This is a genomic window from Sphingopyxis panaciterrae (assembly GCF_011762125.1).
Classification (GTDB): Bacteria; Pseudomonadota; Alphaproteobacteria; order Sphingomonadales; family Sphingomonadaceae; genus Sphingopyxis; species Sphingopyxis panaciterrae.
The window spans coordinates 852,926-867,224 of record NZ_JAASQN010000002.1; the positions used below are offsets into that span (position 1 = coordinate 852,926).

A 14,299-nucleotide genomic window follows, 5' to 3' on the forward strand; every position below is an offset into this window, starting at 1 on the left:
GTGAGTTCAGTCGACCAAGGCGGCCATAACCAGATCCGACAGCATCGCGGAGCGTTCTAGGCTGTGCGTTTCTTCCAGCAGACCTGTCGTCAGCAGCGCGTAGGACAGGTCATGTTCCGGATCGATCCAGAACCCTGTCGAGCCGCCCCCCATATGGCCGAAGGTTCCCGGCGAATTAAGCACGCCGAATGGACCAGGGCCGATGCCCGTGCCGCGAACGCGGAAGCCAAGACCGATGTTATCGGGAAAACGGCTCCAGCCGCGAGTTGAAAGGGCGGGGTCCCACACCAGGTTCGGCTTGTCACCAATCCAGTTGCGGGCCGCCAACCGTATCATGGCTGGTGAAATCAGACGAACGCCATCAATCTCTCCACCCCGGCGCAACATTTCCGCGAAGCGATGGAGGTCGCCAATCGAAGTGATGGCACCTCCGGCCGGCATCTCGGCGCCAGGCGCGAGCATGACATGCTCGACGAGTTGGATGAAAGGGTCGACCGCCTCGGCCGGGGTCCCCGCTGCCCCGCGCACGGGGCAAAGGCGCGGCGCCAGATCGTCGCGCATGCCAAGGCTTGTGTCCTTCATCCCCAGCGGCTCGAATATCTCGTCGTTCAGCATCTGGCTGTAGCGACGCCCGCGCCCATCCACCCGCAAGCACATCGCAGCCATGATCGAGTGCGCCACAAGCATCGAATAGCTGACGCGTTCGCCGGGAAGACATTCGGCGGGCATGTTCCCCAGCGCCTCGACAAGCTTTTCGATATTGCCGAGTATCTCCGGCGACAGGCTTGGAGCACCTGACATCATCCCGGCGGTGTGGGTCAGCAGGTGAAAAAGCGTGATGGTTTCCTTACCGACCTTGCCAAACTCCGGGATAATGTCTGCGACGGGATTGTGCAGCCTGAGCAACCCTCGCTCCACCAATCCCAGTACGAGGATCGCCGTAAACGGCTTGCACGCGGATAGTGTGACGAACACGGAATCAGAATCCAGCCGCCGCCCCGTCGCCTGCTCCGCATAACCATCCAGGAAATCCACGACGATCTTTCCCCGCCGGCTCACACGCATCGCCGCGCCATGGATGTAGCCGGAGTCGATCTGAGATTTGAGCGTATCGCTCAACCGACTCAAACGCGTGGGATCAAAACCCAGCTCAGCTGCATTTTCGACAGTCATTGAAAACTCCTACGATCTAGTTTGATATTACTTATGGAATGACGAGGCGCGGGCATGTCTGGAGCCGTTCGTGATCGAGAGCGGCGCGGCGACCGAATGCACGCGGGCCTGCCTATGGTATTTGCGATGACAGGCGGCCAAGTCTCGGACTATCGGCCGATCAGGATACGCTCTGCGATTGCAGAACCTGCTGAATCGCCATTCCGGCGGGCACGCGGTCCAAACCGATCCGGCGATCGATTTCCTCTTCCAGCCAATATGGCGTCCTTTCCTGAAATCCCATCATGATATCGGGGGCCGCACCGCTCTGTACGCCATTCTGAATCCCTTGAAACAGCCGGAGATCTTCCGCCGCGATGCAGTCCATGACCTTTCGCATCTCGCTCCAATATTCGGGACTGGACGGCGCCGACTTCGGGCCGACGACATGGATGTCCATAACCGATTTGGTTTCGCTGACGGGCCAGAAACTCTGTATGGCAAAGCCGTTGGGGTCGAGCGCAAAGAAGTTGTTGGGAAAACATCCGATCGAGATCGCATATTGCTTGAATACATCAGAGACTGAATCGGAAGCGCCATTATCGGTCGAATAAAGGGACGCCTGCTTCGACTTTCGCACCGCAATCCGCGCGTGCCCATGGTCGAGAAGCGAGACGGTGAAGCTGCGGGGCAGAAGATAGGGCGCAAGTGTATTGGGGTGCACGGTGGTGGTATGATAGCCCTCCAGAAAATTATGCAGCGCCAGCTTCCAGTTGCAGTCTATTTCGATGGAATAACGATCATATACGATCAGATCCTCCAGCGGGAACCCGGCCGTCTGGGCGGCCAGCGGCGCCAAGCTTTCCGCCAGCGGACGGGCATTCGGGTCCAGATTGATAAAGATCATGCCACGCCATGTTTCGCACCGCACCGGGACGAGACCGCGTTCCGCTTTGACCAGGCAATTGAAATTATGCTTCTCGGGCACGGACAAAAGCGCGCCATCGAGCCCATAGCTCCACGAATGATAAGGGCAGACGAAGCGCATCGCCTTCCCCTTCGGCTCTTGCACAATGGCGGACGCGCGATGGCGACAAACATTGTGGAACGCTCGAATGACATCGTCCCGGCCGCGACTGACGATGACGGAAACACCACATCGCTCGAACAGCACATAGGCGCCGGGTTCAGCCAGTTCGTCGGCCAGACAGGCTAACAGCCATGTCTTTCCCCATATCTCCCTTCTCTCGAGCTCGGCGAAAGCCGGGGAGTTGTAGCGCCCCGTCGGCACCGGCGGCAGGTCGGGAAAATCTGCTGGATATGCCTTGCGGGCAAGCTGCTCCTCGATCTCGATCGTGATCGATTCCAGATCTATCTCGCTCATCATAACATCCTCATGTAAGAGCTGATCCGACGGGAATGCAGCCATCCGGCGCCTGCTTCTGGTCGCGCCGAACAGGCCGCCCGCGATCAAGCGCCTGCCTTTTCCCGCTGCGCTGCCGCTTCCCGTTGATGGTTGCGCAGCGCCGCCCCATGTCCCCATGCCCTTCGACGCCGATCCTCGCGCTGCTCGATCCAGTCGTCACCGCACAAGACGCCGTCGAACCCGATCTCCATACCGAAGCCGGACGGCGTTTCGACATAAAAGGACACCATATGGTCGGTGCGATGCCGGCCGAGCGGTTGAAGGAGCTTGTAGCCGAGCACCTCGCAGCGGTCCATCGCACGTCCCACGTCATCGAGCTCGTTCATTTCCGCCATGATATGTTCGAGGTGGAGGGGCCGATCGCCAAAGGCGGCAAGGCTGTGATGGCGCGGATTGCAGCCGTAGAAATGCCCCTGAACATTGGGTGCCGAAATCTCTTCGCGCAAGGTCATGCCCAGCGCCCCCAGCATCAACCGATCCATGGCGGCAATATCCGGAACGAGCCAGGCGGTGTGGCCCAGCCCACCCTCCCCCGTAACGTAACCGGTCACGTCGCCGGCAGGCCGATATGGAGTTCCACCGCCCCGGCCATGGACGATCTCGTGCGAGATGCCGTTGTGGCAGACGAAGCGCAGCCCGCCAGCCGCCTGCCGGAGCCGAAGATCGGCTTCGGCGAGCGGTACGGCGGAAATCGCAAGATCGCCGAGCCGGGCCCTGATCACATCGAGGGTCTGCGCGTCGGCGGTGAGCCACCCCAGGGTCGGACACGAAGAACCGCCTCTGTGCTCCAGCACGAGATAGCGCGGCGGCGACTCATCCATCTTCATCGTCAATGCCGGGCCCTGCCGCTCGACTTCGAAACCAAGCAGCTGCGTTCCGAACCCCGACCAAGCCTCGATGTCGGCCTGCTCGATTGCAATATAGGCCAGTTCCTCGATCAAGGACGCCATCGGCAAACCCTTCCTTCCCTCGTCTTCAAACGAAATAATCGTCGAGCCTGAAGAGAGACTTCGCGTTCAACCCCTTGATCTTGTCGGCCGACTTCTGGTCGAGTTCCATTTCGTCGACCGACTTGAAACCATCGACCGAGTCCATGCCGCCATGATTGTCGCCGACGAGGAGATTGTCGGCCCCCATCCACTTGACGAGATATTTGCGGGCATCGAGTTCGTGGATCAGCGTATCGAAATAGAAATTCTTGAGATATTCGCGGGGCGGCTTTTTGCAGCGGACGCCGCTGATCACATTCACGAATGTCTCGATCCGGCCAAACTGATAGGGTATGAAACCGCCGCCGTGGCTGACATAGACCTTCAGGTCCGGAAAATCGTCGAACACGCCGCCCAAAATCAGATTGTTGACCGCCCGCGTGCACTCGAACGGATAATCGAGCAGGAGGCTCGTGTACCGGTCCTTCGCCTTGGCGTCGCCGATCTCCGCCGGATAGGGGTGGATGAAAAGCGGCAGGCCCAGTTCCTCGAGCACGCTGTAGAGCGGCCACATTTCCGCGTCGTAGAGTTCCTTCCCGGCCAGGTTTCGGCCGCCCATGTTGACCCCCCGCGCGCCGCGCGCGGCGGCGCGCCTGACCTCGGCGATCGATGCATCGATATCCTGGAGGGGCAGCGAAGGCATGAAAAAGAACCGCTTGGGCGCCGCGGCGCAATAATCGGCCAGCGCGTCATTGGCGGCCGTGCAGAAAGCGATCGCCTGCTCGCGCTCGATCCCGTAGAAATAGAATAGAGGCGGGATCGTGACGCCCATCACATCGATGTCGAGGGCGTCCAGTTCGGCCACGCGGCTATGCGGGTCGCCCATCGCGAAAATGATCTTCTCCTGCTGGGCCCTGCGATCGACGCCGCCCTTTTCGGCCTCTTTTTTGGCGGCAACCGTCTCGCCGCGCAGCTTATAGTCGCCGGCGCGGATGATGATGACGCCCTCGTCATCGACCATGATGTCGGGACCATGAGGTCCGGCCTTGCCCAAAATCGCTGGAGGAATGACGTGAGCGTGGATGTCGATACGCGGTTGTTCGACCTTATTCCTTGTGACCATCTGATCCTCTTCATTATATGAGTGCACGCCGCCTCCTGCCGGCCAAACCGACGCCGATGCATGCGGCGCCCTATCGACCGTGGACGGCTTCACGCTGTCTGGATCGCTAGATCATATTCCGTTCGGGCCGCACAAATCTTCGTTTTGGATGCCGTTCATCAACGAGATTTATAGAGCCGGACGGGAACGATCGGCGAAACCCGCCTATCCTGCAGCCCGACGCACAGGTCGGGCCGGCCCCGGGATCTGGCTCGTCGTCGATTAACCCGGGACAGGCCGTGGCCTGCTCCGGCCCGCAGCGCGGGCGGCGTCTGAAGGGGTGAAATCGAAGCTCGCGAGTTTCCGACGGCCGGTCCCCTGTGGGGCGCGAACGCCGGCCTTCGCGTTCAACGCGAACCGCCGGAACGCCAATCCCCGATCGGGATACCCGCCGGCTCGAAAATCGCCATACATAAGGCCGCATTATGTTGGCGATCCAAATCATCGATTTGTGCCGCCACTCCCTTCAATCTATTTCATCCTCATCGCTCGTCCTTCGGATGAAGGATTTTCGAACAATATAAGCTCGGCTCTCCCCCAGATTCGAAGCATATCCGCTTTCCATAGGCACAGCATTGATGACCAAGAATATCAATATCCACGCCCATCTGATCTTGCCGCAGGTGATGGGGAAGGCGGGCGCCGCTGGCCCCGAAATCATTTGGCATGACGATGGACGTGCCAGCTTGCGAATAGGTTCGCGATTCACGAAACTGGTGTCTGTCGCCTCCCGCATTGACGAAGAATTGATCGGCAAGCGCGCGACGATCGAAAAACTTCTTCGGGGTTCGTCCGACCCGCATATTCGCCTGGCCGAGATGGACCAGAAGGGAATCGACATTCTGGTCGTCTCGAACAATGCCCAGATGTATTTCTATAATATCGATGCGAACCTTGCGATCGATTTCCACCGGACCGCGAACGATGCCCTGGCCGAATATTGCGAAGCGGACCCCGACCGCCTGTTCTTCATGGCGATGCTGCCTCTCCAGGACCTGGAAGCCTCGTCGCACGAACTCGACCGCGCGATCGCGCTGGGCGCGCGCGCCATCACGGTGGGCGCTCACAGCATAGCCGGGCGGGAATTGTACGACGAGGACCTCTGGCCATTATACGCCAAGATGGCGGACGCCGGCCTCCCGCTTTTCGTTCATCCCTATCCGTTCGCGCTCGTGGGGGCGCCGAGAACGCGGTTCGACGGACCGATGCTCGAATTCCCCTATCAATCATCCACCGCGGCGACCAATCTCATCCTCAGCGGCGCACTCGACGCCGTTCCCGATCTCAACGTCTGCATCTCGCATGGCGGCGGTTTCTTCCCCTATCAGTTCGGCCGGATCGAGGCCTTTGCCCAGCTCAATCCGAACAACAAGGCAAGGAAGCCGCTGCGCGAATATCTCTCGCAGATATATTTCGACAATCTCATCCACGATATCTCGGCGCGCCGGTTTCTCGTCGACTGGATGGGCGCGGACAATGTCGTCGTCGGCGACAATTATGCCGGCCTCGATTCGGCCGACGGATTCGCGTTGCTCGACGAGCTCGATCTTCCATCCGACAAGGCCGCAGCCATCGCCGGCGGCAACGCCGCCCGCATCATGCGGCTGTCGAGAGCCTCGTGATAGCTTGAAGGACCGCATATGCCGCGCAGACTCATCGATCTTTCGACCTATCTCGAGAATGATGTTCCTTCGGACCCGCCGGGATTTCAGCCGAAGATCGAATATATCGACCATCACACTTCGGTTCCCGGCCTGACCGCGTTCTTCCCCGGGCTGGAAGCAGAGGATCTCCCAGCCGGCGAAGCATGGGCCTATGAGAGGGTGGAGCTGATAACCCACAACGGCACCCATCTCGATGCTCCTTATCATTATGCATCGACGATGGATAATGGCCAACGCGCGATCACCATCGACGAGGTGCCGCTGGAATGGTGCCTGCAGCCGGCGGTCAAGTTCGATTTCACGGCCTTCGACGACGGCTATGTCGTCACGGCCGACGATGTCAGGGCAGAATTGGACCGGATCGGTCACGAGCTTGCGCCTCTGGAAATCGTTGTGGTCAACACTAGGGCGGGCATGCGCTATGGTCACGAAGACTATATGAACCGTGGCTGCGGCATGGGTTATGAGGCGACGATGTTCCTGCTCGAGCGCGGCGTCCGGCTCACCGGAACCGACGGTTGGAGCTGGGATGCGCCCTTTTCGCATACCGCGATCCGCTATGAGGCCGACCACGACGCTTCGATCATATGGGAGGGTCACAAGGCCGGCCGCGACATCGGCTATTGCCACCTCGAAAAGCTGCACAATCTCGAAGCCTTGCCCGCGACCGGCTTCACGGTCGCATGCTTCCCCGTCAAGATTCGCGGCGCATCGGCGGGCTGGACCAGGGCGGTCGCCATCCTTGACTAGACGGGACGATAGGGGTCCGGCGACGCCGGCTCACGCCGCCTCCGACAGGCGGATGGAGGGGCTCGCACGCGAACGTGGGCGATCGTCACCGCGCGATCCCTCCCCAGGCTACTGACGATTACTATATCATTCGGCGACCCTTCGCCGAACAAGGAGGAAAGATGACGAAATCAGAAATTGTGCGGACGGTCGATCATGAGCCTCCCTTTACGGCTTTCGAACCCACGCCCTTCAGGAAGGCGCGGGCCGGCGAATCGCTCCAGATTGAAATCAATCTCGTTGCAGAGGTTGAAGAGAATTTTCGCAAACTTGCGTTCGTGAAGCCGAACCTGCCGAATATGATGACCTTTGCGATCCGGTCGGATGAAGGTGCCATTCCTTCGAGGAACAATTACAGCGGAGAGGGTTCAGCCCCGCCTCCCTTGAGCTACTTTTGCGCCGGGATCGCCTTTTGCCTCATGTCGCACCTGAAGGGGTTCATCCACGAACGGAACCTCGATATCAAAAGCTATACGGTCGAACAGCGTCTGATATTCTCACGGGGTGCGCCCGAAGATCTCGAGCTATCCGGCAAGACCGGCGCCTCCTGCGATCTGTTCGAGACCCATGTAATCGTGGAGAGCGATGAGCCGGCTGCCGCCGTGAAGGCGTTGATCGAAGACGCCCAGGCGGTCTGCATGGCGTCCGTCGCGCTGGTCAATCCGGTGCCTTCCGTCACCCGCGTTCAGCTCAACGGCGACGCAATCTGACACTTTGAGCCTCGCCGAACGGGTGATGGTTCGATCGATAGTTGCGCCGCGGCCGCACCGGCCGCGCGGCGCGCGTGCGTTTGAGGAGCAAGACATGGCGAAGAAAGTCATCATTACCTGCGCGATCACCGGATCGGCGCACACACCAACCATGTCGCCGGCGATCCCGATCACGCCCGAAGAGATTGCCGAGCAATCGATTGCGGCGGCGGAGGCAGGCGCGTCGATTATCCATCTTCATGCGCGAAATCCCGAGACCGGCGAGCCGACCGGGGATCCCGCCATCTACGCACCCGCTATCCGGCGCATTCGCGAGGCGAGCGACGCGGTGATCAATCTTACGACTGGCGGCAGTCCGGTCATGACCGTCGAGCAGCGGCTAACGGCGGCATTGCATTTCAAACCCGAAATGTGTTCGCTGAACATGGGGAGCATCAACTTTGGCTTCTTCAATGCAGCCAAACGCATTTCCGAATGGAAGCACGACTGGGAAAAGCCCTATATTCTCGGCAGTGAGGACTATGTGTTTCGGAACACCTTCCGGGATATAAGATATATTCTTGAAACAATGGGAAGCGAGGGCAGCAAGTTCGAGCATGAATGCTACGACGTGGGGCATCTCTACAATCTCGCTTATTTCGTCAATCAGGGGCTGGTGAAGGCTCCCTTCTTCATTCAGTTTATTTTCGGCATCATGGGCGGGATCGGACCCGATCTCGACAACCTCATGTTCATGAAACAGACGGCAGATCGCCTGTTCGGCGCTGAAAACTATCATTGGTCGGTGCTGGCGGCCGGACGGCACCAGATGCCGTTCATCACCCAGGCGGCGCTGATGGGCGGCAATGTGCGCGTCGGACTAGAGGACAGCCTTTTCATCGAACCGGGCAAGCTGGCCGGATCCAACGCCGAACAGGTGGCGAAGGCGGTCCGCATTCTCGGCGAAATGGGGCTGACGCCCGCTACCCCCGACGAAGCGCGGGCCATGCTCGGGCTGAAAGGCAAGGCTGCTGTCGAGGCCGAGGCGCATGTCGGTTGATTGCCGTCCAAGGGGAGCATCCATCGTCCGGATGGAATCCCACGCCATAGGCTTTTGCGGCCATGACCATAAACGAGCAAATCATCGATGTCAGGCCGCGCATCATCTACGAGGTAAATAAGCATGGAATCGTTCGACCATGATGGGCCAGCGCAGGGGCGCTATAATTTCGCGCGTGACGTCTTTGCAAAGCTGGTCGCCGAACGCCCCGACGACCGGGCGTTGTTGTGGGTCGGCCCGGCCGGGGAAACGCATGACCGCAGCTTCGCCGACCTCGACGCGGCGGCGGCGCGGGCTGCCGCGGTCCTCGCCGGCGTCGGGGTTCGACGCGGCGACGTGGTGCTCTTGTTGATGTCGCGCGAGCTGGAATGGTGGGACCTGATGCTCGGGTGTCTGCGGCTCGGCGCCATCGCATCGCCGGGAACCGTCCAGTCGACCGTAAAGGACATCGCATATCGCGCAACAGCGGCCAAGGCGCGTTGCGTGGTGGTCTCCGCGGAGATGGTCGACAAGGCAACGGAAGCCCTGAACGGCCTGGCGATCGCGCGAATAACGCTCGGCGATCCGCGCCCGGAGTGGCCGGGTTATCGGGAGCTTGCCGCGACGGTGGAGCCGCTGCTGGAAATCGCCGATACGGCAGCGGATGAGCCTGCGCTATGCTATTTCACCAGCGGCACGACCGGACTGCCCAAGATGACCGAGCACGGGCACGGCTATGCGCGCGCGCACGCCATCACCGGGGAATATTGGCTGGACCTGGGTCCCGACGACCTGCACTGGAACCTGTCGGATACCGGCTGGGCAAAGGCCGCGTGGGGCAGCCTGTTCGCGCCATGGTGCCGGGGCGCCGCGATCTTCGCTTACCATTGCCCCCAGTTCGACCCGGCGGAATCGCTCGACCTGCTGCGGCGATATCCCATTTCCACGCTGTGCGCGACGCCGACAGCCTATCGCATGTTCGTCCGCTCGGGCCTGGAGGGCGAGCGGATGAATGCATTGCGGCATTGCGTCAGTGCGGGCGAACCGCTCAACCCCGAGGTGATGAACCGTTGGCACGCCGCTACGGGCCTTGATATCCACGACGGCTATGGCCAGACCGAGACCGTTCTCCTGTGCGCCAATCGGCCGGGCATGGCCCGACGAGGGTCGATGGGTCGCCCGGCGCCGCCCTTCGATCTGGCCGTGATCGACGAGGCCGGAGCACGGCTGCCGGCCGGGGTGGAGGGGAATGTTGCGCTGCGTACAGCCGGCGGGCGGGCGCCAGGCCTGTTTCTGGGCTACCGGGGCGATCCCGTACGCACCGAGGCGGTTTTCCAGGACGATTGGTATCTGACCGGAGACCGCGCCTATGTCGACGAGGAAGGCTATTTCTGGTTCGTCGGCCGCGCCGACGACGTGATCCTCTCGTCGGGCTATCGGATCGGTCCGTTCGAAGTGGAGAGCGCCCTGTTCGAACATCCGGCCGTCGCCGAAAGCGCGGTGGTGTCCAGCCCCGACCCGACCCGCGGCGAGGTGGTCAAGGCGTTCGTGATCCTGTCGTCCGGGTGGGACCCATCGGACGAGTTGGTCAAAGCCCTGCAGGAACAGGTAAAGAAGACCACCGCGCCGTATAAATATCCTCGCCGGATCGAGTTCGTCGCCGACCTGCCGAAAACCGCCAGCGGCAAAATCCGGCGCAAAGAGCTGCGCGATCAGGAGTGGCACGAGCTCGGTCGTTAAAGCAACGAGAACGGCCACCTCGCATCGCCGGGGAGCGACGATCTACTCGCCGAACCGCCGTTCCTCGTCGGTGTCTTTGTCGCAGTGCCAAGAGGCGCGGGAACCTTGCCCCGCGCCTCTTTTTTTGAGCGCCCGACTGGAGTGCCGCCCGGGATTCACGGCCTCGTCAGAACTTGAAATCCACGGTCGCCGTGAATGTCCGTGGCGCGCCATAGGTGGCGCGAGCATAGTTGACCGAGGTGAGCGTGTTCACGATGAAGGCTTTGTTCAGGGCGTTGGCGACCGCGAGCCGCAAGCTCATCTTTTCCGCCGGATCCGAGATGGCTACCGACCCGTTCAGCATGACGTAGGATTTCTGGTGCGCAAAGCCGACGTCGAGGAAATAATCGCCGTTGTAAGTGGCCGTGGTATTGAAGGCCAGGTTCGCGCCGCCGAGGCTGTGCTTATAGGTAGCGGCCAAGGTTCCGGCGAAGTTCTGGGCCAATGGTATGCGCAATCCATCAGCACTGGCTCTTCTCTGCACGATACCGCCAAATCCATCCATCGCCGGCGAATTGATAACAGCGCTGTCATATTTATCGAATTTTGCATGAAGGAGCTCGAAGCCTCCGTTCAGCGTCAGCCCCGGCGCCGGCCGAGCGGCAAAGTCGACGTCGATTCCGTATAGAGTGGAGGCCGCGGCATTTCCGAACGTGGCCCGCGCGGCGCCCACGCCTCCCTCGGGAAGAAACAGGATCTGCATATTCTTATATTTATAATAGAAACCATTGACATTGAACGTCAGCGCCCGGTCGAACAGCTCACTTTTCAGGCCGACCTCCCAATCATCGAGTTTTTCTGGAAGAAACGGATCGACGTTGGGAGATGTGGCACTGAACCCGCCACTCTTGAATCCACGATTATATGAAACATAGCCCATGATGTCCGGCGAGAACTTGTGGTTGAGCGCGATACGCCAGGTCGGCTCCTCGGCCGTAACCGATTTCCGAGCCGTGACCGGCAGGTTGATGGTCGGGCCGGCGACGAGGGTAACGGCGAAGGCCGCGTCGCTGAGCTTGCGCTTCTCGTAAGTAAAACGTCCGCCGAGCGTCAGCGTCGTCGCATCGCCGAGTTTATAGTCCATCTGAGCAAAAGACGCGGCCGATTCAGTCGTTTCAATGCCTTGCGTCAGAATCCTTGCAAAAGACATGGGCGCGGGCGCCAGGGCGCCGAACGGCGTCGCGTCGCTGCTGAACGGCAGCACGCCCGAACGCGAATGGAAATAGAACACACCCGCGGTCCATTGAAGGCGCCGGTCGGAGGCGGAAACCAGCTGGAATTCCTGCGTGAAGTTCTTGTTGGGCAAATGGGCGTCGGAAGTCGCCAGCGTGGGCGTAATTCCGACGACGTCGAGCCTGGCTTCGCTTCGTCCCTTGCGGTACGACGTAATCGACGCGAATTTGGCGAAGCCGAAATCATGATCGATCTGCGCGCTGACGCCGCCGCCCCGAAAGCGATTATACTCCGGAATATTGCTGCAATTGTCGTAACGGCTGCGCACCGCACAATAGGGAATGATCGCCGGCGGTATCGGGCCGGGCAGCCCCACGCCACCTATACCCCGGTTCGAATATGTCGTGCCCGGCAAGGGCTGGCGCGCCTGCCCATTATCCTCCCTGTCGGAATAATCGCCTATAAGGGAGATGTCGGTGCTTTCGGAAGGCTGGAAGAGCAGCCTGCCCCGGATGCTCACGTCGCGAACGAGCCGGGAGGCCTCCTTCCCCGTCACACGATTTACGCCCCATCCCTTGGCCTGCCTGGCATAACTCGCCGTCATGCTGACCGCCAGCGTGTCCGCGACCGGGCCGGAGACGTAGCTGCTGGCACGAAGCGTTTGATAATTGTCATAGCTGAGAGATGCGGCGCCCACCGTCGTAAAGCTCGGTGCGCGGGTCGAGATCTGAATGACACCCGCCGTCGCGTTCCGGCCGAAAAGCGTGCCTTGCGGTCCTTTCAGGACCGTGATCTGTTCGATATCGAATAGGTCACGAAAGCCTTCACGCTGATTGGGGATCAAGACGCCATCGACATAGATGGACGTCGGATTTTCCGCCGTATTCAGGCGCGTGCTGATCCCGCGGATCGCGGGCACGAATGCGCCGAACGACGGTTTGCTGATATTAAGCCCGGGAACGAGCGTGCCGAGCGCCTCCGTATTCTGCAACCCTGACGACCGCAGCTGATCGGCGACCACAACATTAACCGCCAACGGAACATCCTGAAGACGCTCGGAACGTTTCTGAGCCGTAACCAATATCTCGGTGACGTCTTCAGCGGCGCTGCCTGAATTGCTCGTGCTCGCGGGATCTGATGGAAGCGACTGCGCCCCCGCCGGCGCCGCCCATAACTGCGCCAACGCCGCAGCGATAAAAACCTCTCTATTCATAAACCCTCCCCCTTTTTTGATCGGCCAAAAAGGGGCAGGTAACTTAAAACAATTCAAATTATGATTTTAGATAATGTTTATAATATTTCTTTATGCATGAGAATATTCACTCTCAAATATACAGTATGAATTTATACCGGATTTATCAAAGAAAATCACAGACAATCAAGCCGAAAGGCGCAGCTCGATCCGCAGCGAAAGACTCGTGGCATCGGATGATGCTTTGCTCCATGAAGGCAGCCGTAAGTCATCAAGCAATCCCGGGCCGTCCAAATCGCCGTCCCGGCATGTTGATATTGCGGGCTCAAGCTCCCGCATCCCCATTCGTCATTGTCCGATGCGCCGTGAGCGCCATCAGCATTCTGTCTCGCCATCCACAGCGGCTCGCCAAGTCTTCGAGAGGAAGCGCATCGCGCCGTTCAGCCGCGACCCTTGTAATGAGCTCGGGCGACCATCGCTCGGGATGCTGCCGCTCCATGGCGATCGAATGATAAAGCTGTCCAAGGCGCTCGGCATAGTCGGTCACGCCGCCGGGCGCATTCAGGTCTATCGTCTCGAATGGCCCCATGAAGGACCATCGCATTCCGAGCCCGTCGGACACCGACCGGTCTATGTCGGCTGCCGAAGCGATCCCGGCGTCGAAGAGAGCCCAGGCCTCGTTCAGCAGGGCCCCTTGCAGCCGGTTGAGGACAAATCCCTCAATCTCCCGGCTCAAGACAATCGGCTTTTGCCCCGCGCTTTCCATGAAGTCCCGCAGCACCGGGGCGATCGAAGGATCGGTCCAGGGCGCGGGGACGATTTCTACCAGGGGAATGAGATGGGGCGGATTGACCGGGTGCGCGATGATGAACCTCTCGCGTTTCGCCACATCGCTGGTGAATTCGGATGCGGGAATTCCGGAGCTTGAGCTGCCGACGATCGCGTCGGCGCGCATGGCGGCGCCGATCGCCTGCGAGATTGCGCGCTTTACGTCGACCCGCTCGAAGACCGATTCCTGAATATAATCGGCCTCGCTGACAGCATCTTCGAGACTGTCCGATATCGTGATCCGCGCCATAATGGCGGGAACGTCGCGGACCAGTCCGGAGCGCTCCATGTCGGACAGGCTGTCGGCGATCCAGTCCAGCACGGATGCGCGGGCTGCGTACTGGGCGTCATAAATCGATACCGATTGTCCGGCGCGCGCAAAAACAATCGCCCACCCTGCGCCGACCAGGCCCGCTCCGACGATAGCTACCCGTTCAAATCGGTGATTCATGCAATTCCTCCGCGATCCGCGCCGTA

11 protein-coding genes are annotated in these 14,299 nt (G+C 60.3%); 5 read left to right on the top strand and 6 right to left on the bottom strand.

Annotated elements, in window-relative coordinates; translation table 11 throughout:
- Positions 1-6: 6 nt before the first annotated feature.
- The 4 genes from FHR22_RS11490 to FHR22_RS11505 all read right to left on the bottom strand — a co-directional run bounded on the left by FHR22_RS11490 (position 7) and on the right by FHR22_RS11505 (position 4,657).
- Positions 7-1,173 (bottom strand): serine hydrolase domain-containing protein, encoded by a 1,167-nt coding sequence (locus FHR22_RS11490; protein WP_166942225.1) that lies wholly within the window; start codon positions 1,171-1,173, stop codon positions 7-9.
- A gap of 160 nt (positions 1,174-1,333) precedes the next feature.
- On the bottom strand, positions 1,334-2,536 hold the full coding sequence (locus tag FHR22_RS11495) for an aromatic ring-hydroxylating oxygenase subunit alpha (RefSeq protein ID WP_208417625.1): 1,203 nt from the start codon (positions 2,534-2,536) through the stop codon (positions 1,334-1,336).
- Positions 2,537-2,622: 86 nt separating this feature from the next.
- The gene (locus FHR22_RS11500; RefSeq protein ID WP_166942231.1) at positions 2,623-3,528 is read right to left on the bottom strand and encodes a VOC family protein; all 906 of its coding nucleotides are present in this window, start codon (positions 3,526-3,528) and stop codon (positions 2,623-2,625) included.
- 25 nt (positions 3,529-3,553) lie between these two features.
- A complete protein-coding gene (locus FHR22_RS11505) occupies positions 3,554-4,657 on the bottom strand; it encodes an amidohydrolase family protein (protein WP_208417626.1) in 1,104 nt (367 codons plus the stop codon).
- A gap of 590 nt (positions 4,658-5,247) precedes the next feature.
- Between FHR22_RS11505 and FHR22_RS11510 the strand changes: the two genes are divergently transcribed.
- The 5 genes from FHR22_RS11510 to FHR22_RS11530 all read left to right on the top strand — a co-directional run bounded on the left by FHR22_RS11510 (position 5,248) and on the right by FHR22_RS11530 (position 10,590).
- Entirely contained in the window at positions 5,248-6,291 is a 1,044-nt protein-coding gene (locus FHR22_RS11510; protein ID WP_166942237.1) for an amidohydrolase family protein, read from the top strand.
- Positions 6,292-6,309: 18 nt separating this feature from the next.
- The gene (locus FHR22_RS11515) at positions 6,310-7,083 is read left to right on the top strand and encodes a cyclase family protein (protein WP_166942240.1); all 774 of its coding nucleotides are present in this window, start codon (positions 6,310-6,312) and stop codon (positions 7,081-7,083) included.
- A gap of 161 nt (positions 7,084-7,244) precedes the next feature.
- On the top strand, positions 7,245-7,832 hold the full coding sequence (locus tag FHR22_RS11520; RefSeq protein ID WP_166942243.1) for an OsmC family protein: 588 nt from the start codon (positions 7,245-7,247) through the stop codon (positions 7,830-7,832).
- 94 nt (positions 7,833-7,926) lie between these two features.
- On the top strand, positions 7,927-8,871 hold the full coding sequence (gene kce, locus FHR22_RS11525) for a 3,5-dioxohexanoate:acetyl-CoA acetone transferase (RefSeq protein ID WP_166942245.1): 945 nt from the start codon (positions 7,927-7,929) through the stop codon (positions 8,869-8,871).
- Positions 8,872-8,994: 123 nt separating this feature from the next.
- Positions 8,995-10,590 carry an AMP-binding protein gene (locus tag FHR22_RS11530; protein WP_166942248.1) on the top strand — a complete coding sequence of 532 codons (1,596 nt, stop codon included), beginning with the start codon at positions 8,995-8,997 and terminating at the stop codon, positions 10,588-10,590.
- Positions 10,591-10,756: 166 nt separating this feature from the next.
- On the opposite strand, the gene FHR22_RS11535 is transcribed toward FHR22_RS11530, so the two are convergent.
- A complete protein-coding gene (locus FHR22_RS11535; RefSeq protein ID WP_166942251.1) occupies positions 10,757-13,015 on the bottom strand; it encodes a TonB-dependent receptor in 2,259 nt (752 codons plus the stop codon).
- Positions 13,016-13,319: 304 nt separating this feature from the next.
- Positions 13,320-14,273 (bottom strand): 3-hydroxyacyl-CoA dehydrogenase, encoded by a 954-nt coding sequence (locus tag FHR22_RS11540; RefSeq protein ID WP_166942254.1) that lies wholly within the window; start codon positions 14,271-14,273, stop codon positions 13,320-13,322.
- Positions 14,274-14,299 lie beyond the last annotated feature (26 nt).